We start from the raw sequence: 22,724 nt of genomic DNA on the forward strand, positions 1-22,724 counted from the left end.
TTTATAAGGTCGTCAAATTTTTTGATTTGACTTTTGAATAAGAAAAAATAAAAGCAAACAAAATGCTTCGCCTTGGTGCTAAATCGGGAAGTCTCCTCTTCCCTATTTCCGTACTAATCATAGCCGAAGCCGTTACAAGAAATTTAAAAAAAATATGCAATCAAAACTTGAAGTAACCAATTTAATTTCACCAATAATAAGTATTTATAAAGCTCTTAGCGATGAGTGGAATAATTTACTTGACGAAGGACTTTATACATACACTCATAGTCAATTATCTAAATATTATTATGTAAATACATTTTTACATAGATGGGAAAAAATCAAGTTTACTAATGTATATTATCCTATTAAATCTAAATACAAAGAATTAGAAACTGATTTTACTGACTTAGATGATTTATTTAAAGAATATCAGTATTTTTCATTAGTAGGTAAAGCAGGTAGTGGAAAAAGTACATTAGTAAAACATATATTTATTCAGTGTTTAAAACAAAAATTAAAACTTCCAATATTAATAGAACTAAGAAATCTTAATAAAGCTGATACAAAAAGCTTAAAAGAATATATTTCAAAAAAAATACTAACTAATAATGTTAAACCAAATCAGAATATATTGGAACGAGCATTATCAGAAGGTAAATTTCTATTCATTCTAGATGGATATGATGAGCTCTTTTCGGATTCCAAACATGAAATTAGAACAGAAATTGAAGAATTTATAGATTTATACTTCAATAATTGTTTCATTATTACGTCTAGACCTGGAGCTGGAATTGAAAATTTTCCGAGATTTTATGAATTTAGGATACTTGACATTGATGCTAAAGAGATCCCTTCTTTTATAAAAAAAATGAAAATTGACGAAGAACGTGAAAGAAGAATTAATGATGCTATATCGAATAATCTTGATAAAGGTATTATGTCATATTTAAGAAATCCGTTACTTCTTTCAATGTTCATTTTATCTTTTGAAAATCATCCTGAGATTCCAAGTAAAAAAAGTGCATTTTATAGGAATGTATTTGATACTCTATACTCAAAACATGATGGGATAACAAAAAGTAGTTTTCCAAGAGAAAAAACTTCTAGTTTAGATAGGGAGGAATTTGAAGAATTACTTCAATACTTCTCGTACATTACATTTTTCAATGGCGAATACACATTTATTGAATCAAGAATAATTGAAGTTTTTCAAATAATTAAAAAGAAAGTCTCTCATCTTAATTTTGATTCAAAAAAATTGTTTTTTGATTTACGAGTACCAATATCAATACTTATTAAAGATGGCTATGAATTTAAATTCCCTCATAGGTCTATGCAAGAATACTTTGCTGCAAAATTTATTTCATCTTTAAAACCAAATCAAAAAGAGACGGCTTATTCTAGATACAAAAACTTATTAATTCAAAGTGAAGATATTGGTTTTGGTTTTTGGGATATTTCTTATGAAATAGATAAGTATTCTTTTACGAAGTATTTCTTATTACCAAAAGCTAAAGAAATAATTACTTATTTTTCCAAAGTAAATAGTTTAAAGAGCTTTCAAGATTTTGCTAAAACATTAAGTTTAAGTTTTAGTTTTGCTCAGAATAAAAAAGGAGAAATTCTAAATATTAGTTTTGACTCAGGCATAGGTAGGCAATTTATTTATGTAGAAGAATTCAAAATCTTTTCTTTATTAGGAATTGAAAAAATAATTCATGATACAATTGAATTAATTTATAAACAATTTCCAACTAAACTTACACCAGAATATTATGAATATATTATAGATGTTTTTGAGTTAAATAAAATCAAAGACTATAGTGAAATTTCTAGATACTCCGCTACTTTAACAGAAATGATGAATGAAAAATTATTTGATTTATTAGTAAAAAAAGAAGCCCTAAAAAAAATAGAAGTGATGTGTGTAAACTTAAGGAAATCAATAGTGAAAATTAATAAATCAATTGAAAATCAAAACCAAAATATTTCAGACTTGCTTGAATTTTAATATTAAAATAACTACGGCCAACAATGGCTATAAGGAATTGCTTATTCTCATCTACTTCTGAAAATCCTCACGGATTTTCAGTCTAATCTGTCCTTATGAATTCACTATTAAAATAGATAAATAAATGAGTAAATTTTTAACAGGAAAACCACTTGAAGAAAAATTAACTGACATCATATGGAATGCAAAAAAATATGTAGTAATTGTTTCTCCTTTTATAAGACTAGATAGTCATGTTAGAAGCATATTTGATAAAATAAAAGCTACACATGAAATACATCTAATTTTAATATTTGGTAAAAATGAAGGCTATAAACAAAAGAGTTTGAGAGAAGATGATTTTGAATATTTTAAAAATTTCAAAAATATATCTATTCTTTACAACAAAAATTTACACGCTAAACATTATAGCAATGAAAAAGAAGGTTTAATTACCTCATTAAATTTATATGATTACTCTATGATTAATAATATAGAGTACGGAGTTCATTTTTCTAAAAGTATTTTAAATCCTACAGAAAAGTTGTTTGAAGAAACAGAAGACTTTACTGATGAATTGATTTTTGAGAAAAGTCATGTTGTTTTTTTAAAGAAACCCCAATACAAGAAAAAATTATTAGGACTAACCAAATCTTATCAAAATTCAACTGTATTATTTGATATATCTAATGAGTTTTTTAATGGTTATAATTACGAAATTAAATCACTATCCGAATTCGACTATGAAAACCTAAGCGATGTTGATAAAGTGTATGATAAAAAGCCTGAAAGACAAAACGAAATCGAGCTAGAACCAGAATTTGGCTTTTGTATAAGAACTGGAGAACAAATTCCTTACAATCCTCAAAAGCCTTTTTCTTATTATGCTTTTAAAACTTGGCAGCAATTTGAAAATTATAATTATGCAGAAAATTATTGTCATAAAACAGGAAAAGAAAGCTATGGAAAAACCAGTATGAACAATCCTATTTTAAAATAATAGTTGTATGAACAAAACTTCTATTAAATCTGAAGTTTCAGATCATATTTTAACCACTATAATCCCTAAGCATTCTTATCATATCTCCTAAAACAAATAAATATTTAGCTCTGGCCATATACACGTCAATAAACGAATTGTCCTTGGTCTGTATTCGAACTGTCCCTATTAAAAATGTAAGTTCAAACTTGTTTTTTAATTTATGAAATAGCGATTTTTGTCGAAGTTCTAGAGCATTTTCATGAGGTAGATATTTACATTCTTCTAGATCTTTAGCTTCAATTTTTGTTACTACAGATTTTTTAATGTGATGAAAAGCTCGAATCGTAATTAGAATTTGTTCAGAATTCTTAAGTTTTAGTAATACAATAGGCACATCATCTTCATTGATTTGTATCTGTAGATTTGTCTGTTTAAAATCAACTTCATCAAAAAAGATCAATTTTCGACTATTTCTATAGTCTTTTAATCGTCTAAAAAAACGTTTTGATAACTGCTCATTGGTTAAAATTTTCTTTTCCATAAATCTCTATAATGATAAAATATCGATTTATACTTATGTCAGTTCGAGTGTTTTTTATGGAGTGTTAACGTAGTAGAAAATATATCGAGAACAGTTTGTTAAATACACTTCTCGATATAAAATTATTCTTCATTACATTACAAATAATTTTACTCGAAGTGACAATGGATCACAAATAGCTTACAACAACGTCTCTAAATAATGATGATCTATATGGTACAGCTCTTTTAAGCTTTCTATCTTTTTATCGATACTTTCTATGTCTTTCTTTTTGCTAGATTTACTACCAATCAACATGACGTTTTTGTGTGTATGTTCACTGCTAATAAATTCAAAAACTTTAGTATTGTAGTTGAACTTTTCTAGAATTAACGCACGAATGGTATCGGTAATCATTTCGAATTGACGCTCTTTAAAGATTCCATATTTTAATAACGGACTCTCCTGCTCTCTTCCTTTTACTTGCTGACGCACTTGTTTATGGCAACATGGCGCACAAATAATTAATTCAGATTTTGCCATTAAACCTTTGTAAATTGCATCATCTGTAGCTGTATCACAAGCATGTAAAGCTATTAGAATATCAATTTTATCGTTGTCGTATTCTTGTATACGCTGTGCAATAAAGTTTAACTGATCAAAACCACTTTTTTTAGCTATATCGTTACAATAATCTACCAGATATTCTCTTAATTCAATTCCTGTAATAGAAACATTATACCCTTTTAAATTGACTAGGTAATCGTATAAAGCAAAAGTTAAGTAGCCTTTACCAGAACCCATATCTACAATTTGTAGTTTTTTGTTCATATCTAGAGAAGCAATTAAACTTTCAATTACTTCTAAATATTTATTAATCTGGCGATATTTATCAGCCATTTTGGGAATTACTTTATTGTTCTTATCTGTAATTCCTAGAAACTGCAAATAACTGCTTGAAAGATTTATTCTCTTTTCTTTAGGTTTATCGTGAATTTCTGGAAGTTTATTTTTAAAACTTGGTGCAGTAGTTCTGTAACTTACTTTTTTCTTTTTAGAAATCATAACTAACAAGTCTGATTCTAAAGTAAATAAAGTAGCTGCTTTGAATTTTTCTAATAACAATGTTTCTAACTCTTCACAAGCTTCATCAACAGTATAATTTTTGGTTTGATCGTTTGTGTTATATCGATAGGTAAACTGTAATTGTTTTTGATTTTTGATATTCACTAATCGTACATAAACATTAGGCAAATTAAAGCTTTTGCTTATAGGTTTACTCAATGTTAACTTTACAAAATTATCGTTTGAAATTGCTTCTTTTAAAGCCTGAAAAAGTTGTCCGAATTCATTCATTAGACAAAGATATTAAATATTCGCAACAGCTATTTTAAAAATACTATTCCTTTAGATTGATTTCAACTCCATCTCCGTATTTAGCTCTAAAATTATCATCAACAATGATTTTTACAGCTATTGCTTTGTAAAATTTAGCGCTGTAAACTTCTTCAGTTTCCTCTACAAAAGCAACACCACGTTCTCTATCTTTATAACCTGTTTCGATTTTTATCAAACCATTTGCACAGTTTTCCCATGCTTTTTGTTTTAATTTATCTAAAGCTTCGGTATTGGAAGCAAATTGTTCACCTTCTACTTCTACCAAACCTAATTTTTCATATTCAAAAGCAATTTCTTCACCTTCAAAAAACAAGTATAATGATTGGTGTTTTTCTTTACAATCTTCATTCTTGAATGCAGTATATTCAACTGAAGGCCTGTATCCATAACACCCTTGAATTAAAGATGCTAGTAGAATACTAAAACATAAGTAGTTAATTTTTTTCATAATTTTTCATTTCATTGGTTATTACATTTTGGAAACAAAAAACATACCAGCAACTACGAAAAAACTCCCTTTTATTAAACTTTACCTTTATTTAACAAAAGAAGAGCTACCCAAACGAGTAGCTCTTACTATTAACAAGTGTAAATATATATATCAGGTTAAGGTAACAATACCTTATCAACCCCATGAATAACTCCGTTAGTACCTTGTACATCATTTGTAGCTGGTCCTACAAGGATATTAACGGTTTGTGAACTTGATGTATTAATTTGAGCTCCAGAAGTTAAATCGATAGTAATTGTTCCTCCTAAAGTCATTACATCACCGTTCATTAATTGATCTGCTTGAACGTTAGCTCCACTGATAACGTGGTATTTTAAAACTGCATCTAAAGTTGCAATTGGAATATCTGCTATCGTGTTCCAGCTCATGTTAGAATCTAATAAAGCTTGGAAAGCATCGTTTGTAGGTGCAAAAACTGTAAATGGTCCGTCACCTGATAAAACTGATACAAAATCAGTTGTGTGTCTTGTGTCTGTTAAAGCTGCTACTAATGAAGTAAATCCTGCATTATTTAATGCTAATGTAACTACATTTGGTGGTAACATAACTTTATCTATAATATGTACAACTCCGTTTGTTGCACCAACGTTTACTGTTACTGGTTTTGCATCTCCATTGAATTCTACTCCTCCTGTTACTTCAACTTGCAAAGAAAGTGGCTCATCGTTTGGTCCTTTAGCTAAAGTATTTACATAAGTGTCTGATAAATCTGTTGATTCAACTTTACCGCTTATTACGTGGAATAATAATACATTAGTTAATACATCTGCAGGAATATCATCTAAGGAATTCCAGCTCATGTTAGAATCTAATAAATCTTGAAAAGCATCGTTTGTAGGCGCAAATACTGTAAATGGTCCGTCTGCTTGTAAAGCAGAAACTAAATTTACTTTTTGTAATGCAGCTACTAAAGTGCTTAAATTATCAGTATTCACTGCTAAATCTACTATATCTTGAATTTTACTTGGTAAAAATACTTGATCAACAATATGTACAACTCCGTTAGATGCTTCTACATTTGGTGTAATTACTGAAACAGACTGTTCAGCTCCTGTATTTATTTTAACTCCTGAAGTTGTATCTACTGTTAAAGTACCTTGACTTAAAGTAGTTAAATCTTGTCCGTTCGTTAAATCTGTTGATAAAGCTTTTGCTTGAACAACATGGTATAATAAAACACTCTTTAAAACATCAACTGGAACATCATCTAAAGAGTTCCATGAAGCCTTAGAATCTAAAAGTGCTTGAAAAGCTTCGTTTGTTGGAGCAAAAACTGTGAATGGTCCGTCAGCTTGTAACGCTGTTACTAAATCTGCTTTTTGAAGTGCTTGAACTAAAATTGATAAGTTGTTGTTTGATGAAGCGATTTGTACAATATCGTTTTGATCTCCCCCTACTTTAGTATCGTCATCATCATCACAAGATATTAAAAGTCCGAAACTCAATATTAAGCTCAAGACTGCTGCTTTTTTAATTGTTTTAAATAACATTGTTAATTTGTTTTTTAGGGTTAATTTAATTGTTTAACTTTTACTTTATATAAATAAACAAAAAGTTTTTTGGCCAAAAAAAATCACTTGTTTATCTTAAGTGATACCCAAATATAACATTTTTGTTTAACTTTTATTGTATTGCAATAAACAAAAAGTTGAAAAACATAAAAAAACACCCTTTTTTGGGTGTTTTTAACAATATATTAAGATTTTATCTAAAGTTTATCTTTCTGATTCTTAAACTCTCTGGAGTTACTTCTAAATACTCATCATCTTTAATGTATTCCATACATTCTTCTAATGACATGTCGATTTTTGGTGCGATTTTAACTCCATCATCAGATCCAGAAGCACGAACGTTTGTTAACTTCTTTCCTTTAATTAAGTTTACAGCTAAATCATCTTGTTTAGCATTTTCACCTACAACCTGACCTTTATAGATTTCTTGGTTAGGATCTATGAAAAACTTACCTCTATCTTGTAAACGATCAATAGCATATGCTGTTGCTTTTCCACTTTCAGAAGAAACGATAGCTCCGTTTACTAAATCAGAAAACTCACCTTTGTAAGCGTCATAACCTCTTAAACGGTGGTTAATAATTGCTTCACCTTGAGTTGCTGTTAATAATTTATTACGTAAACCTATTAAACCACGAGAAGGAATATCGAACTCTAAGTGTTGTAAATCTCCTTTTGGTTCCATTACTAATAAATCTCCTTTACGCATAGTTACCAAGTTAATTGCTTTACTTGCTAACTCTTCAGGAACATCAATTACTAATGTTTCATATGGTTCACATTTAGTACCATCAATATCTTTTAAAATTACTTGTGGACGACCAACTTGTAATTCATATCCTTCCCTACGCATAGTTTCAATTAAAACAGATAAGTGAAGAATACCACGACCAAACACATTAAATTTATCTTCTGTATCTGTATCCTCAATACGTAAAGCTAAGTTTTTCTCTGTTTCTTTATACAAACGATCACGTAAGTGACGAGATGTTACATATTTACCTTCTTTACCATAAAAAGGTGAGTTGTTAATTGTAAATAACATACTCATCGTAGGCTTATCTACTTCAATACGATCTAAAGCTTCAGGATTTTCTAAATCAGCAATTGTATCTCCGATTTCAAAATCATCAATTCCTGTTACGGCACAAATGTCTCCACTACGAACTTTATCAGTTTCAACTTTCCCCATTCCTTCGAAAACATGTAATTCTTTGATACGAACTTTTTTGTTCGTTCCATCTGCTTTACATAACATGTAATCTTTATTCTTCTCTAAATCTCCCCTGTACACTCTACCAATAGCAATTCTTCCTTTGAATGAAGAATAATCTAATGACGTGATTTGCATTTGTGGTGTTCCTTCTCTATACGGTGCTTCTGGAATAGTTTCTAAAACAGCATCTAATAAAGGAATGATATTATCTGTTTCGTTCTGCCAGTCAGTACTCATCCAACCATTTTTAGCAGAACCATAAATTGTAGTAAAATCTAATTGTTCTTCTGTAGCTTCTAAAGCGAACATTAAATCGAATACTTTTTCATGTACTAAATCTGGTGTACAGTTTTCTTTGTCTACCTTATTTACTACCACGATTGGTGTTAATCCTAATTCTAATGCTTTTCCTAATACGAAACGAGTTTGTGGCATTGGTCCTTCAAAAGCATCAACTAATAATAAAACACCATCTGCCATTTTTAATACACGCTCTACTTCTCCTCCGAAATCGGCGTGACCAGGAGTATCAATTACATTAATTTTAACTCCTTTATAATTTACAGAAACGTTTTTAGATAAGATTGTTATTCCTCTTTCTCTTTCTAGATCATTATTATCTAACAATAAATCTTTACGCTCTTTACGCTCATCTAATATTTTAGCTTGATCAATGATTTTATCTACCAAAGTAGTTTTACCATGATCTACGTGTGCTATAATTGCTATATTTCTTATGGATTGCATAATGCTACATTAATTTGGCGCAAAAGTAGCATTTCACATTGAATTGCACTAATAATGAAGAACATATTTATTTTTAACTTATTTACAGGAAAAATATCTGCTTTTTTTAGTGATTAAAGTTTGTTGTGAATTGAAAAAATATGTAGGTTTGATGAAACAATTAACTAAAAAACGAAATGGAAATAACAGCCAATAACCCTAACAGAAAATCGTGGTTAAAAGTTGAAGAAACTTCAGATTTCCCAATTCAAAATATACCTTTTGGAGTTTTCTTAACTCGTGATGATATTATTACCATTGGAACAAGAATTGGTGATTTTGCAATTGATTTAGGTGCCTTACATCAATTAGGTTACTTTGAAGGTATTCCATTAACTGACGATATTTTTTTACAAGACACATTAAATGACTTTATTGCTGACGGAAGAAAAACTTGGCGATTAGTTAGAAATAGAATTGCTGATATCTTTGATGTTAAAAATGGTAAACTTCGTGATAATGCAGATCACAAAGACAAAATCATTTTTAGAATGGACGAAATTGAAATGCTTTTACCAGTTCAAGTTGGTGATTATACTGACTTTTATGCTAGTAAAGAGCATGCAACTAATGTAGGTAGTTTGTTTAGAGATCCTAAAAATGCTTTATTACCAAACTGGTTACACATTCCTATTGGATATCACGGTAGAAGTTCTTCTATTATTCCTTCTGGAACACCAATACGAAGACCTATTGGACAATCTAGACCGACTGAAGAAGGTGGAGCACCAGGTTTTGGACCCTCGAAATTATTAGATTTTGAATTAGAAATGGCATTTATTACTACTGTTTCTAATGACTTAGGAGATCGTATCTCTGTTGAAGAAGCTGAAGATTATATTTTTGGATTGGTATTATTTAACGACTGGTCTGCAAGAGATATTCAAGCTTGGGAGTACCAACCTTTAGGTCCTTTCTTAGGTAAAAACTTTGCTTCTACTATTTCACCTTGGATTGTAACTTTAGATGCTTTAGAACCTTTTAGAGTTGACAACCCTAAACAAGAACCACAACCTTTACCGTATTTACAACACGAAGGAAAACATAGTTTCGATATCAATTTACAAATGGCAATTCAGCCAGAAAACGAAAAAGAAACTATCGTTTGTAATTCAAACTTTAAATACATGTATTGGACAATGGCTCAGCAATTAGCACATCATACTGTGAATGGTTGTCCTGTTGAAGCTGGTGATATGATGGGAAGTGGAACTATTTCTGGACCAACAGAAGATAGTTTTGGTTCCATGTTAGAATTAACTTGGAAAGGACAAAATCCTATTAAATTGAATGATGGTAGTGAACGTAAATTTATCAACGATCATGATACTGTTATCATGAGAGGATATTCACAAAATAATGAAGTAAGAATTGGATTTGGTGAATGTACTGGTAAAATTTTACCTTCAAAACCATTCAAAAAATAAATCGTACAATACTTAATACAAACAAAAAACCATTTCTAATTAGAAATGGTTTTTTTATAGTTTTATTTTTATTCTTCTGGTGGTGGATGACCATGAATTTCTTCATACACATCATCAAAGTTAGCTCTAATATGTGAGTTTAATTTTTTTCTGTAATCATCTTGTAACCAATCGATGAAATTGTGTGTGGATTTACAAATACATTTTGAATACCTGTGAATTCTATCATCAATATCGCCTCCTAATTTCTTAGCTAAGATTAACGCATCAAATACATCTTCACTATTTTCTACACACATTTTTGTATGATGTACAATAGATTTCTCTAATACTTTCTTAGAACTTTGTCCGGACTGAATTGTGTCAATATAAACGCGTTTTACATCGAAATATAAATCTTCTTCCTTAGTATTTGCAAATTCTTTCTTAACATCTTCAGGTAATTCGTACTTAAATGTACTTTCTATATCCTCATCAGTTAATAAATTGTCTAGATAGAAATTTGGAGCTCTAAACATTTTTTGCCAGTCTAAATCAGCACCCCAAGGTCCAAATCTATGGAAGTTATTTCCTAAATCAATTACATTAAAGTGTGATTTCCCAGGAATGATACGTGAACCACGACCAATCATCTGATAATATAAAGTTAACGATTTTGTAGCTCTATTTAAAATGATAGATTGAACTGAAGGTTCATCAAAACCTGTAGTTAAAATACTTACAGAAGTTATAATTGCGTTTGGAGTTTGATTAAACCATTTTAAAATAGCATCTCTCTCCTTTTTTGTATTCGTATTATCTAAATGAGCAATTGGATATCCCGCTCTTTTAAAAGTATCATAAACATATAGAGATGTGTTGATACCATTATTAAAGATTAGTGTTTTTGTTCCTTTTGCTCTTTCTTCATAAGCTTGCAGAAGCTTAGACAGCATATTAGAATTTGTATATAAATCTTCAGAAGATTTAACCGTATAATCACCATTCGCTCCTACTTCTAATGAAGTTAAACCTACATTATATGAATATATGTTAGCTTTTGCTAAATATTCATTTTCAATAAGAGTTGCTATACTTTCTCCAACTATTAAATGGTCATAGTTGTCTTTCATTGGCATTTTAATATTCGAACTCAAAGGAGTTGCTGTAACACCTAATATGAAAGATTTATTAAAGAACTTGAATAACTTTGTAAATGAGTTGTAATGAGCCTCATCAATAATTACCAAACCTACATCTGAGATATCTAAAATATCATCATTCAAACGGTTATTTAAGGTTTCAACCATTGCTACAAAACAATCGTAATCACCTTGATCATCTAACTCTGCCTTACTATCAATAATCTTATTTTCTACACCAAACTCTCCAAGCATTCTTGCTGTTTGCTTACATAATTCGATTCGGTGCGTCATTATTAAAACTTTCTTTTGATAATGTTTTAAATACTGACGAGTAATTTCTGAGAAAATTACAGTTTTACCACCTCCTGTGGGAAGCTGGTATAACAAGTGGTAATTCTCAGGAGCATTTTCAAAACTTTTAAAAATATTGAATAATGCTTCTTTTTGATAGTTATATAGGCTCTTTCCTACTTTATTTTTTGAATCTGTGGCGCTCAAAAGGTTAATTTTTTTGAAAGCTCAAAAATACAACCTATTTGTAAAACCTACATATTATTTTAAGATTTTTTCTAAATCAATTTGTGTAATATCGTAATGCGAAGCATGTAAAACAGCCTCTCCTTTATTAATTAAAAGAAACTGAGGAGATTGGTGTAATACTTGATATTCGTATCCTACTTCATTAGAAACATCTCTATAATTTAAAAGGTCTATGTAAAAGATATCTATCTTCTCATTTAATTCTTTTGGAAAACCTTGATCAAAGTTTTTAATTACAGTTTTACTAATTGCACAACGTGTAGAGTGTTTAAAAATCCCCACTGGCTTATTGTGTGACCTTTTCGTAACAGCTTTAATTTGATCTACAGTCTTTAAAGGAATCCAATTGATATTATTTTGTTTTACTTCTTCTTTCTTTTGTCCTGATGATTTTTTAAACATATTTCCAAAAACTCCCATAATCTTAACTTTAAATAAATTGTTTCTTAAGCGTAGTCTATTTTTCCTTCGCTTACTTACAAAGTTAATTCTTTATAATCTTATGAGTAAAATCTACACGCAAAGATTTTAAAAAATATATTCCTTGAGATAAATTTGAAATATCAAAACTATTATTGGTAGGATTTAAATTTACTTTTTGAATAGCTCTTCCATTTAAGTCTACCAAATTAAAGTTATGTTCTTTATTTAGACCCTCTACCACAATAATGTTATTTGTTGGATTTGGATACACTTTTACTTTAGAAATTTCATTTTCATCAATAGATAATACAGATGAATCAATTCTAAACCAATCAATATTAAACAAGAAACTACTAGTACCTTCAAATGTAGTTTTTATGTTTTGTATTCCATTTGACAACTGCACTGTAGTTGATATTTCTTGCCAATCTCGCCATCCGCCAGTATTTGAAACAGCAATTTTCGTTGTATTAGATGAAGTATTATCCGAAGTAACCGTAATTTCTCCTCCTTGACTCGCACTTGCAACCCTAAAAGTTAAGGTATAAGTACCTGCTCTGTTCACATTAACTTTATAAATTGTAAAATCATTATTCTCAATAAACCCTAGGTTTGTTGTCCCTCCATTAGTTTCTATTTGAACTCCTTGCTGATTATTAAAATCTTCGGCTTCAATTTTAACTCCTACTTGGTGTAAAATATCACATCTATTAGCTGCATCATTATCACAATTATCTGTGTTATCAATCACATAACCATTAGGTCTATTACAAGCCTCTGTAGAATTATTAATATCACCTAATCCATCTCCATCCTCATCTTTATACCAAATTGTTGGCGTACAATTACAAGATTCTCCAGGTAAATTATAACAACTCCCATTAGCTCCTTCAGAAAGTTTCCAATCTGGTCCAGGAACCCAATTATCACCTACTTCATAAGCACCTACATCTGGTGAACTTCCTTTAAAACCATTTGTTATTCCTGTAATTTGTCTTCCAAAATCTACAGCTAATGAACCATCTTTTAGTTTAAAATCATTATTTATATGATCAATAAAAGATGTTTTATCAACAAGATTATTTTGTTTATCAGATTGTGGTTCCCAAGTTCCTTCTGTTTCTTGATTTCCGCCTTGATCTGTAGCATTACGATCTGTAATATTATTCCAAACTTTTACATTAGTAAACATTGTTCCTGCTTTATGCCACGCACCCATTGTTCCTCCTTTGGCTTTCACTAAAGTATTGTTAAAGATATCGATGTCTTTTCCATCCCAATTAATCTGAACATTAGTCCATTCTACGTTCCAAACTACATTTCTATAAACTCGCACTCCTTCTGCATCATTATCTAAATAAATACCTGCAGCTTTTTTTAATTTCCCTCTACTTTCTGCATCATGAAACCAATTATGATGAATTTCTAGATTCAAACCTTTATTAATTGTATACAATAAAGCACAATCATCAGCAATAAGATTACTTTGAGATACGTCATTCCAAGCAACTTCAGAATTTTTGTTTACAATTTGAATTGCATCTCTCCCTCCTCTTGAAATATAATTTCTTATAATTTTTGTATTTCTTCCTCCTCTTGCCATTATTGGAGCATCGTAAGAACCTAAAAAATCAAAATCGTGTATATAGTTATTTCTAATAATTGAAGCTGTACCAGAATCCCATACTCCAGTAGCATCGCCAAACCCAATTTCACAATGTTCTATAATGGTATTATTTGATCCGCTTTTAATATCTATAGCATTAATTCCAGAATTAAAATTTGGATTAATTCCTCTTGTCATACTTCCATATAAAAGTGTAACTCTATTTAGTTTATTTCCTGTTCCTTTTATAGAAACATTACCACCGAATAAAGCCATATTTTCTATGTGAATATGATTACGTCCTTCTAAATTTGCAGTGACTTCTCTTCTTGACATTTGAACTTCACCATCATTTGGTTTTACTCCACCAGGTAATTGCACAAAAAGTGTTCGGATAGAAGCATCAAAAAACCATTCATTTTGATAATCTAAAGCTTCTTTAATTCCTTCTAAATAATAATCTCCAAAATCTCCAGGAGGATGAGCACTAATAATCCAATCTTGATTCTTTATTGCATCAAAATTTACACGGCCTGAAGACTGACTCTTAATCCAAGCCCTCCAAGTTGTCCAACCAGAACCTGCTCGATCTCCATAGAACATAATAGAACCTCCATTAGCCCAGTTCCAATTCGGAATATCAGAATCGGTTAAAAATGCATTTGTTGAAACATTATCTTGACTTCCTCCGTCATTACGAAGAGAATTTAAAGTAAAACGATCTCCATCGGTATTATTTGGCCATCTTGCTAAATCTAAAACAGTAGTTCCATTCATTACAAAATTACGTTGTCCTAAATCCCAATTCACCGTTGTTTTCCATCTGCCTTCGCCATCAGAAGTCCAACCATTTAAAGATTCCATAGCAGATATAATCACATTTTCACCAGGAAAAGATGTAAAAACGATGGGATTACCTGCAACTCCAGACCTAACAGGTCTAATTGTTTCTTCATATCTACCAGCTCTAATGTATACAACATCACCAGGCATAGCTACTTCACAAGCTTTAGCTATTGTTAAGTATGGTGAATTCTGTTCACCTGAATTCGTATCATTTCCATTTTTAGCTACGTAAATATCTCGTGCATATACTGAAGTAGCAACTAAAAGTACTAGAAGTTTAATTAAAGTTTTCATGGGATTTATTTTGGGGATTCACATATTTAATATTGAAAAACCATCACAAGAACGACATAATTTCAGGATTATTATGAAAAAAAAGTCAAATTGACATCTTTTTTTTATTGGAATGTATTTTGACTATTACTTCGTGAAATAAAAAAGTTGAGAAAATGAATTTTAATAACTTTACTATAAAATCACAAGAGACTGTTCAACTTGCACAACAAATTACGCAAGAATATAGTCATAATCAAATTGAGAACGAGCATTTTTTCAAGGCGTTATTACAAGTTGATAAAAATGTTTTACCCTACATACTAAAGAAATTAAATGTTAATGTGGATTTAGTTTCTCAAGTATTAGAAAAGCAACTACAAAGTTTTTCTAAAGTTAATGGGGTTGATATTATGCTATCAAGAGAGGCTAATAAAACCTTAAATGAAGCTAGTATTATTGCTAAAAAAATGAACGATGAATATGTATCTGTTGAACATTTAATTTTAGCTATTTTTAGTTCTAAAAGTCAAATTGCTCAGTTTTTAAAGGATCAAGGTGTAAATGAGAAAAATTTAAAAGCTGCCATAGAAGAACTTCGCAAAGGAAACAGAGTTACATCTCAAAGTGCAGAAGAATCTTACAACGCTCTGAATAAGTATGCTAAAAATTTAAATCAATTAGCACAAGACGGAAAACTAGATCCCGTTATTGGTAGAGATGAAGAAATTAGACGTTTACTTCAAATTCTTTCTAGACGAACTAAAAACAATCCTATTTTAGTTGGTGAACCTGGTACAGGTAAAACTGCTATTGCTGAAGGATTAGCACACCGAATTATTAAAGGTGATGTTCCTGAAAATTTAAAAGATAAAGAAATTTACTCTCTAGATATGGGAGCTTTAATAGCAGGAGCTAAATTCAAAGGAGAGTTCGAGGAACGATTAAAAGCCGTTGTAAAAGAAGTTACTTCTTCTGAAGGCGATATCGTATTATTTATTGATGAAATTCATACTTTAGTTGGTGCTGGTGGCGGACAAGGTGCAATGGATGCTGCAAATATTTTGAAGCCTGCATTAGCTCGTGGTGAATTAAGAGCAATTGGTGCTACAACTTTAGATGAATATCAGAAATATTTCGAAAAAGATAAAGCTTTAGAACGTCGTTTTCAAAAAGTAATGGTTGATGAACCAGATACTGAAAGTGCAATTTCTATATTACGTGGAATAAAAGAAAAATACGAAACACATCATAAAGTTCGAATTAAAGACGAAGCTATTATTGGTGCTGTAGAGCTTTCTCAACGTTATATTACGAGTCGATTTTTACCAGACAAAGCCATCGATTTAATGGATGAAGCAGCAGCTAAACTTCGAATGGAAATTAATTCTAAACCTGAAGAATTAGATGTTTTAGATCGTAAAATAATGCAATTAGAAATTGAAATTGAAGCGATAAAACGTGAAAATGACGATTTAAAATTAAAATCATTAAATGCCGATCTTGCTAATTTAAAAGAAGAGCGTAATGATATTAATGCAAAATGGCAATCTGAAAAAAGTGTAGTAGATACAATTCAGAAGTTAAAAACTGATATTGAAGATTATAAATTAGAAGCTGAAAAAGCCGAACGCAATGGAGATTATGGTCGTGTTGCTGAGTTGAGATATGGTAAAATAAAAGAAGCTCAAGAAGCATTAGAACAACAACAAGAAACTTTAATTAACGAAAGTGATAATACTTTAATTAAAGAAGAGGTTACTTATGATGATATTGCTGAAGTTGTTGCTAAATGGACTGGAATTCCTGTTACGAAAATGTTACAATCTGAACGAGAAAAGTTACTTCGTTTAGAAGACGAGTTACACAAGCGCGTTGTTGGACAAGAAGAAGCTATTGAAGCAGTTTCTGATGCGGTACGACGTTCTAGAGCTGGATTACAAAATCCGAATAAACCAATTGGTTCTTTCCTTTTCTTAGGAACAACTGGTGTTGGTAAAACAGAATTAGCAAAAGCTTTAGCTTCCTATTTGTTTGATGATGAAAATGCAATGACAAGAATAGATATGAGTGAATATCAAGAACGTCATTCTGTAAGTCGATTAGTTGGAGCGCCTCCAGGTTATATTGGTTATGATGAAGGCGGACAATTAACTGAAGCTGTTCGTAGAAAACCATATTCTGTAGTTTTATTGGATGAAATAGAAAAAGCACATCCTGATACTTTTAATATTCTTTTACAAGTATTAGACGAAGGTAGATTAACCGATAATAAAGGCCGTGTTGCTGATTTTAAAAACACCATTATTATCATGACATCTAATATGGGAAGTCATATTATTCAAGAGAAGTATGAAACTATGAATGGAGCTATTGAAGCTTCTATGGATTTAGCTAAAGAAGAAGTTTTAGGACTTTTAAAACAAAGTGTTAGACCAGAATTCTTGAATCGTATTGATGATATTATCATGTTTACTCCGCTTTCAAAAGACAATATAAAATCAATTGTTAGATTACAATTAAATCATATTAAAAAAATGATTTCTGCTCAGAATATAACTTTAGATGCTACAGAGCAAGCTATAACGCATTTAGCTGAAAAAGGATTTCAACCTGAGTTTGGCGCAAGACCTGTAAAAAGAGTCATCCAGAAACAAGTATTAAACTTATTGTCGAAAGAAATTTTAGCTGGAAAAATATCTAATGATAGTCTTATACTTCTAGATGAATTTGATGGAACTTTAGTGTTTCGAAATCCAATTCATGACGAAGAAGAATAAAAAAAGAGGAAGTTAAAACTTCCTCTTTTTTTTATCAAAATATATTTCGAATATTTTTATAGACTTACTGTATTTAAGGTATAATACTTTTACTTTTTGATTAATCTTGAGTATAATAATTAAAATCTTTTAAAACAACATCTATAAATTGGATATCTGTAAGTTTTGTTGGCTTTTTAATACTTGTAACTTCTTCTATTTTAGATCGTAATTTGATTAAAGTATTATAATCTTTACTTCTCCTAGCTTTTACAAAAGTATCTTTAATGATTCTTACGTCATTATCTGATAACTTAATTACATTAGAAAATGTTGGTTTATAATCTTCTTTAATTTCTTCTAAAATAGTCTTTGAAAAACTAGCGTTATCTTTTAAATAAACAACTACTGTATTTGCCGCAAAATCTCCTACTCTTTGATTGTTTTTAGTAAATATAACCATTAAAAAACCTAACATTTTTCCAAATAGAAAAATCAAATACAATAAAACAAAAAAGTCTTCATCATTAAGACTATCATAAAACAAAACGAAAACAAGGATAAAGAAGTTAAAGTCGACCATACGTAAAAACCATCTGATCGTGTAATCTAAAAAAGAAGGCTTAAATCCTTCAAAATTAATGACTCTAATATTAAGTACTTTTTTACCTAAAGTTTGTCCGTTCATTAAAACTTCAGAATACAAGGAATAAAATGTTACAGGAAGAAAAAATAGTACTTGTACTGCTATTTTCGACCAATGATCTTGATCGATATTACGAATAACAGTATCAAAATCAATAAAATTTGCGGCAAGATATATGTATGCAATTTTTATGATGTTATCAACCACAAAAGCTAATAAACGCTGACCGACATTTGCCATCTCAAAATTTATTTTAACATTTTGTGTAGTATTTACTTGTAGTGTGTTCATACAATTTTTACATTTGTCTCTATGAGAGAGATCGCTTTTATAAAGCAAAATAAAGAAAAATGGCTTGAATTTGAAGAAGTAATTTCAAATAAAATTAAGAAAACTCCAGATGAAATAGCACATTTACACATTCAAATTATGAATGATTTGTCTTATGCACAATCATTTTACCCTAAGAGTAATGTTGTTCCTTATTTGAATAAATTAGCTAAAAGCAGTTACAGTAAAATATATCATACTAAAAAACAAACTAAGAATACTTTAATCTCTTTCTTTTTAGATACTGTTCCTTTACTACTCTACAAATACAAAAAATACATGTATATTTCTTTTATTGTGTTTTTTGCGTTCTTTTTTATTGGTTTATTATCAACCTTTAATGATGAAAATTTTGCCAGACAAATTTTAAGTAATGATTATGTAGACCAAACTCTTGAAAATATAGAAAGTGGTGATGCACTAGCCATTTATAAAGGCGGTAGTACTTGGGGAAGTTTTATTGGAATATTTAATAACAATCTTAAGGTTGGATTAAACATGTTTTTATCAGGTTTGTTTATTGGTATTGGTTCTGGTTACTATATTATGGTTAATGGAATTATGGTGGCTGTTTTTCAAGCCTTTTTCTACCAACACAATTCACTAGTAGATAGTTTACTGGGAATATGGATACATGGTACTTATGAAATTTTTGCTATGATAATTGAAGCCGGATGCGGATACATTATTGGTGCAAGTATATTATTTCCAGGTGCTTTAAAGCGTTTTGAATCTTTTAAGAAAGGATTACGGGAATCGTTCTTTATTTTTCTTAGTACTATTCCTTTTACATTTGTAGCAGCTTTTTTAGAAGGTTATGTTACCAGACATTACAATAAAATGCCTGCTTTTGTTTGTGTATTTATTATCCTTTTTTGTTTAATTACAATTTCATATTATTACTTGATATTTCCATATAAAGTAGCTAAAAGACATAATTTATGATTAAAAAGTTACTTTACTTCCTAATCCTATTTTTAGGACATGTATTGGTATTTGCTCAAGAAGACTTTATTCCTGAAAATACGTCTCCACCTGAAGATAGAATAGAAAAACAACGTAATTTTGATGACGATCTTTCTTCAAAATATGATGGAAATGACTTTAAATATAAAGATCATGTAGAGAAAAGAGAAAAACGAAGAACTCCAAACTTTCCTTCTACTTTTCTTAGTAAAGTAATGCGTTTTTTCACTACAGTTTTTCCTTATCTATTAGCACTTATTGTAATTTTTATAGTTGTGAAAGCTCTAATTGGTGAAGATTTCTCTTGGTTTTTTTCTTCAAAAAACAAAAAAATTGAACGAGCAGTTATACTTACTTCAGAAGAAGAATCGTATTTAGAGAATGAGAACTATGAAAAACTTATAGTATTAGCAAAACAGAAAGGTGACTACAGAAATGCAACTCGTTATTATTATCTTTTATTATTAAAGCAAATGTCAAATAAAGGCTTAATAACATTCGATAAAGATAAAACGAACACAGAATATATTTTCGACTTGCAAAAAAAGGAACTAAGGAAACCTTTCTCATATCTATTATACATATACGATTATGTTTGGTATGGTGAATTTGATGTAAACCAAACTAACTTTAGTGTAATCGAGTCTAATTATGAATCTTTTTTAAAACAATTGTAATGAGAAAGAGTAATCGTTTTTACATAATTGGAGTTTTACTTTTTACAATAGTTGGTTGTAAAAAAACCAATTGGAGAGAAAATTATCAAGAACGCTCAAAAGATCCTTTTGGGACATATATTTTTGCAAATGAACTTGAAAATTTATTTAATGACAATGAATTTGAAGTTTTAGATGAACATATTTACGACTACTTACTTATCAATCCTGTAACTACTAAAGATCAAGGTAATTACGTTTGTGTAAAATCATATGCTTACCAATTAGATAAAAAAACAATTAAAAAACTTTTAGACTTTGTAGCAGTTGGTAATACAGTTTTTTTAGCATCAAATAGTTTCAGCAGTATTCTTCAAAAAGAATTGAGCTTTGAAACTAAAAATTTAGATGATATAGTTTATTCTATTGAAGACTTAAAACAGTTAGATGCTACTTTGTATCTTAATAATAATCAACTATCACCAAAGAAAACGTATTTTGATCGAAATTTAAGAAGGAATTATTTCGAATCTATCGACAGTACTAAGACTACTGTATTAGGTACTCAAAATATAAACTCGGAAAGAGATAAAGCTAATTTTATAAAAATACGTCATGGAGAAGGTCATGTATTTTTACATACACAACCCATTGTTTTCACAAACTATTACTTATTAAAAGACAATGCTAGTTATGTTGAAAATGTATTTTCTTACTTACCAGATAGGCCTATATTTTTAGATACTCAAACCAAACGTAGTAAGTACAAGAAAAACAAAGAACAAAAATCTGCGTTAAACTTTTTTTATAAACATCCTAGCCTAAAATGGGCTCTACATGTGGCTTTTTTCGGATTATTACTTTTCTTATTTTTAAATGCTAGAAGAAAACAACGCGCAATTCCTGAATTAAAAGCTTTAAAAAATTCTACACAAGATTTTACACATACTATAGCCAATTTATATTTAAAGGAAGACAATCATAAAAATCTTGTTACTAAAAAAATCACTTACTTTTTAGAAAAAGTAAGAACTAAATATCACTTAGATACTCAAAATTTAAATGCTAGTTTTATTGAGAAATTAGCTGCTAAATCTGGTAATACAGAGCATACAACAAAGTACTTAATTAATACAATTACAACGATTAATAAAAGATCTCAATGTTCACAAGAAGAGTTAGTTCAATTAAACTCTTTAATTGAGAACTTTTTAAAAAACAAATAATATGGAAGAAACAACTACTCCAAACGACGGTTTAGAATTTGAAAACAGAATTGATCTTTCTGAATTACAAGAAAGTGTATATAAAATAAAGAATCAGCTTCATAAAGTAATTGTTGGACAGAAAAATATGATCGATTTATTAATCGTTGCTATATTTTCTGACGGACATGCTTTAATTGAAGGTGTACCTGGAGTTGCAAAGACGATAACTACCAAGTTATTATCAAGGGCAATGGATATCGACTTTAGTAGAATACAATTCACTCCAGATTTAATGCCTTCTGATATTTTAGGAACTTCTATTTTTAATGTTAAATCTTCTGAATTTGAGTTTAAAAAAGGTCCTGTTTTTTCTAATATGGTTTTAATTGATGAAATAAACAGAGCTCCTGCTAAAACTCAAGCTGCACTGTTTGAAGTAATGGAAGAAAAACAAATTACAATGGATGGAAAACGTTATCCTATGAGTGCTCCATTTATTGTACTAGCAACTCAAAATCCAATTGAACAAGAAGGAACTTATCGTTTGCCTGAAGCTCAATTAGATCGTTTCTTATTCAAAATTAATGTAGATTACCCTACTGCTGCTGAAGAATTAGAAATTGTGACTAGAGAACAAGCCTTATTAAAAGATAAAAAATTAGATCAAGTAGAAAAAGTAATTACTGGTGAAGAAATTCTGAAGTTTAGAGACTTAATTACAAATATTAAAGTAGAAAAAAACTTATTAGAATACATTGCTAATATTGTAGTTAACACAAGGTCAAATTCATTCTTATTTTTAGGAGCTTCACCAAGAGCAACAATTTCTATTTTAAAAGCTTCAAAAGCATTTGCTGCAGTAGCAGGAAGAGATTTTGTAACTCCAGAAGATATTAAAAACGCTGCAATTCCTGTTTTAGAACACAGAGTAATTGTAACTCCTGAACGTGAAATGGAAGGTGTTACAAGTAAGCAAATCATTGAACAAATAATTGAAGCTGTAGAAATTCCTAGGTAATTA

Annotated in this window: 17 protein-coding genes; 8 read left to right on the plus strand and 9 right to left on the minus strand. The window is 29.7% G+C overall.

The annotated features are described in order from the left end of the window. Nucleotides 1-154 precede the first annotated feature (154 nt). Both AQ1685_RS11035 and AQ1685_RS11040 read left to right on the plus strand, forming a co-directional pair. Nucleotides 155-1,996: an NACHT domain-containing protein gene (locus tag AQ1685_RS11035; RefSeq protein ID WP_095072113.1), complete on the plus strand. Its 1,842-nt coding sequence runs from the start codon at nucleotides 155-157 to the stop codon at nucleotides 1,994-1,996. Between the two features lie 124 nt (nucleotides 1,997-2,120). Beyond that, nucleotides 2,121-2,975 carry a phospholipase D family protein gene (locus tag AQ1685_RS11040; RefSeq protein WP_095072115.1) on the plus strand — a complete coding sequence of 285 codons (855 nt, stop codon included), beginning with the start codon at nucleotides 2,121-2,123 and terminating at the stop codon, nucleotides 2,973-2,975. A gap of 49 nt (nucleotides 2,976-3,024) precedes the next feature. Here AQ1685_RS11040 and AQ1685_RS11045 read toward each other — a convergent pair whose 3' ends face one another. The 5 genes from AQ1685_RS11045 to typA form a co-directional block, all read right to left on the minus strand. Beyond that, a complete protein-coding gene (locus AQ1685_RS11045) occupies nucleotides 3,025-3,498 on the minus strand; it encodes a hypothetical protein (RefSeq protein ID WP_095072117.1) in 474 nt (157 codons plus the stop codon). Nucleotides 3,499-3,678: 180 nt separating this feature from the next. Beyond that, nucleotides 3,679-4,833, minus strand: a complete 1,155-nt coding sequence (locus AQ1685_RS11050; protein ID WP_095072119.1) for a class I SAM-dependent methyltransferase — start codon at nucleotides 4,831-4,833, stop codon at nucleotides 3,679-3,681. A gap of 43 nt (nucleotides 4,834-4,876) precedes the next feature. Next, nucleotides 4,877-5,323, minus strand: a complete 447-nt coding sequence (locus AQ1685_RS11055; protein ID WP_095072120.1) for a hypothetical protein — start codon at nucleotides 5,321-5,323, stop codon at nucleotides 4,877-4,879. A 158-nt stretch (nucleotides 5,324-5,481) separates the two neighbouring features. Beyond that, nucleotides 5,482-6,876: a fasciclin domain-containing protein gene (locus AQ1685_RS11060; RefSeq protein ID WP_157730185.1), complete on the minus strand. Its 1,395-nt coding sequence runs from the start codon at nucleotides 6,874-6,876 to the stop codon at nucleotides 5,482-5,484. A gap of 214 nt (nucleotides 6,877-7,090) precedes the next feature. Next, entirely contained in the window at nucleotides 7,091-8,860 is a 1,770-nt protein-coding gene (gene typA, locus AQ1685_RS11065; protein WP_095072122.1) for a translational GTPase TypA, read from the minus strand. Between the two features lie 176 nt (nucleotides 8,861-9,036). Between typA and fahA the strand changes: the two genes are divergently transcribed. Continuing rightward, complete coding sequence (fahA, locus tag AQ1685_RS11070; RefSeq protein ID WP_095072124.1) at nucleotides 9,037-10,326, plus strand: fumarylacetoacetase; 1,290 nt, start codon at nucleotides 9,037-9,039, stop codon at nucleotides 10,324-10,326. A gap of 68 nt (nucleotides 10,327-10,394) precedes the next feature. On the opposite strand, the gene AQ1685_RS11075 is transcribed toward fahA, so the two are convergent. The 3 genes from AQ1685_RS11075 to AQ1685_RS11085 form a co-directional block, all read right to left on the minus strand. Then, nucleotides 10,395-11,948: a DEAD/DEAH box helicase gene (locus AQ1685_RS11075; protein ID WP_095072126.1), complete on the minus strand. Its 1,554-nt coding sequence runs from the start codon at nucleotides 11,946-11,948 to the stop codon at nucleotides 10,395-10,397. 54 nt (nucleotides 11,949-12,002) lie between these two features. Continuing rightward, nucleotides 12,003-12,410 (minus strand): bacillithiol system redox-active protein YtxJ, encoded by a 408-nt coding sequence (ytxJ, locus tag AQ1685_RS11080; protein ID WP_095072128.1) that lies wholly within the window; start codon nucleotides 12,408-12,410, stop codon nucleotides 12,003-12,005. Between the two features lie 64 nt (nucleotides 12,411-12,474). Then, nucleotides 12,475-15,159: a carbohydrate-binding protein gene (locus AQ1685_RS11085; protein WP_095072129.1), complete on the minus strand. Its 2,685-nt coding sequence runs from the start codon at nucleotides 15,157-15,159 to the stop codon at nucleotides 12,475-12,477. 155 nt (nucleotides 15,160-15,314) lie between these two features. Here AQ1685_RS11085 and clpB point away from each other — a divergent pair, with 155 nt between their 5' ends. Next, the gene (gene clpB / locus AQ1685_RS11090) at nucleotides 15,315-17,918 is read left to right on the plus strand and encodes an ATP-dependent chaperone ClpB (RefSeq protein WP_095072131.1); all 2,604 of its coding nucleotides are present in this window, start codon (nucleotides 15,315-15,317) and stop codon (nucleotides 17,916-17,918) included. 100 nt (nucleotides 17,919-18,018) lie between these two features. On the opposite strand, the gene AQ1685_RS11095 is transcribed toward clpB, so the two are convergent. Beyond that, nucleotides 18,019-18,834 carry an RDD family protein gene (locus tag AQ1685_RS11095; protein WP_095072132.1) on the minus strand — a complete coding sequence of 272 codons (816 nt, stop codon included), beginning with the start codon at nucleotides 18,832-18,834 and terminating at the stop codon, nucleotides 18,019-18,021. A 21-nt stretch (nucleotides 18,835-18,855) separates the two neighbouring features. Between AQ1685_RS11095 and AQ1685_RS11100 the strand changes: the two genes are divergently transcribed. From AQ1685_RS11100 to AQ1685_RS11115, 4 genes are read left to right on the plus strand one after another with little or no spacing between them, the layout of a single operon-like run. Continuing rightward, complete coding sequence (locus tag AQ1685_RS11100; RefSeq protein ID WP_095072134.1) at nucleotides 18,856-19,818, plus strand: stage II sporulation protein M; 963 nt, start codon at nucleotides 18,856-18,858, stop codon at nucleotides 19,816-19,818. Beyond that, a complete protein-coding gene (locus AQ1685_RS11105; protein WP_095072136.1) occupies nucleotides 19,815-20,516 on the plus strand; it encodes a hypothetical protein in 702 nt (233 codons plus the stop codon). Before AQ1685_RS11100 ends, AQ1685_RS11105 begins: the two co-directional genes overlap by 4 nt. Continuing rightward, the gene (locus tag AQ1685_RS11110; protein ID WP_095072138.1) at nucleotides 20,516-21,721 is read left to right on the plus strand and encodes a DUF4350 domain-containing protein; all 1,206 of its coding nucleotides are present in this window, start codon (nucleotides 20,516-20,518) and stop codon (nucleotides 21,719-21,721) included. The genes AQ1685_RS11105 and AQ1685_RS11110 overlap by 1 nt, the downstream gene beginning before the upstream one ends. A gap of 1 nt (nucleotide 21,722) precedes the next feature. After that, complete coding sequence (locus AQ1685_RS11115) at nucleotides 21,723-22,721, plus strand: AAA family ATPase (protein WP_095072140.1); 999 nt, start codon at nucleotides 21,723-21,725, stop codon at nucleotides 22,719-22,721. Nucleotides 22,722-22,724 lie beyond the last annotated feature (3 nt).

The sequence above is a fragment of the Tenacibaculum jejuense genome (assembly GCF_900198195.1).
Lineage (GTDB): Bacteria > Bacteroidota > Bacteroidia > Flavobacteriales > Flavobacteriaceae > Polaribacter > Polaribacter jejuensis.

Coding starts and splice junctions, on each gene's coding strand:
- AQ1685_RS11035 (WP_095072113.1), top strand. CDS start 155: ATGCAATCAAAACTTGAAGTAACCAATTTAATTTCACCAATAATAAGT.
- AQ1685_RS11040 (WP_095072115.1), top strand. CDS start 2,121: ATGAGTAAATTTTTAACAGGAAAACCACTTGAAGAAAAATTAACTGAC.
- AQ1685_RS11045 (WP_095072117.1), bottom strand. CDS start 3,498: ATGGAAAAGAAAATTTTAACCAATGAGCAGTTATCAAAACGTTTTTTT.
- AQ1685_RS11050 (WP_095072119.1), bottom strand. CDS start 4,833: ATGAATGAATTCGGACAACTTTTTCAGGCTTTAAAAGAAGCAATTTCA.
- AQ1685_RS11055 (WP_095072120.1), bottom strand. CDS start 5,323: ATGAAAAAAATTAACTACTTATGTTTTAGTATTCTACTAGCATCTTTA.
- AQ1685_RS11060 (WP_157730185.1), bottom strand. CDS start 6,876: ATGTTATTTAAAACAATTAAAAAAGCAGCAGTCTTGAGCTTAATATTG.
- typA (WP_095072122.1), bottom strand. CDS start 8,860: ATGCAATCCATAAGAAATATAGCAATTATAGCACACGTAGATCATGGT.
- fahA (WP_095072124.1), top strand. CDS start 9,037: ATGGAAATAACAGCCAATAACCCTAACAGAAAATCGTGGTTAAAAGTT.
- ytxJ (WP_095072128.1), bottom strand. CDS start 12,410: ATGGGAGTTTTTGGAAATATGTTTAAAAAATCATCAGGACAAAAGAAA.
- AQ1685_RS11085 (WP_095072129.1), bottom strand. CDS start 15,159: ATGAAAACTTTAATTAAACTTCTAGTACTTTTAGTTGCTACTTCAGTA.
- clpB (WP_095072131.1), top strand. CDS start 15,315: ATGAATTTTAATAACTTTACTATAAAATCACAAGAGACTGTTCAACTT.
- AQ1685_RS11095 (WP_095072132.1), bottom strand. CDS start 18,834: ATGAACACACTACAAGTAAATACTACACAAAATGTTAAAATAAATTTT.
- AQ1685_RS11100 (WP_095072134.1), top strand. CDS start 18,856: ATGAGAGAGATCGCTTTTATAAAGCAAAATAAAGAAAAATGGCTTGAA.
- AQ1685_RS11105 (WP_095072136.1), top strand. CDS start 19,815: ATGATTAAAAAGTTACTTTACTTCCTAATCCTATTTTTAGGACATGTA.
- AQ1685_RS11110 (WP_095072138.1), top strand. CDS start 20,516: ATGAGAAAGAGTAATCGTTTTTACATAATTGGAGTTTTACTTTTTACA.
- AQ1685_RS11115 (WP_095072140.1), top strand. CDS start 21,723: ATGGAAGAAACAACTACTCCAAACGACGGTTTAGAATTTGAAAACAGA.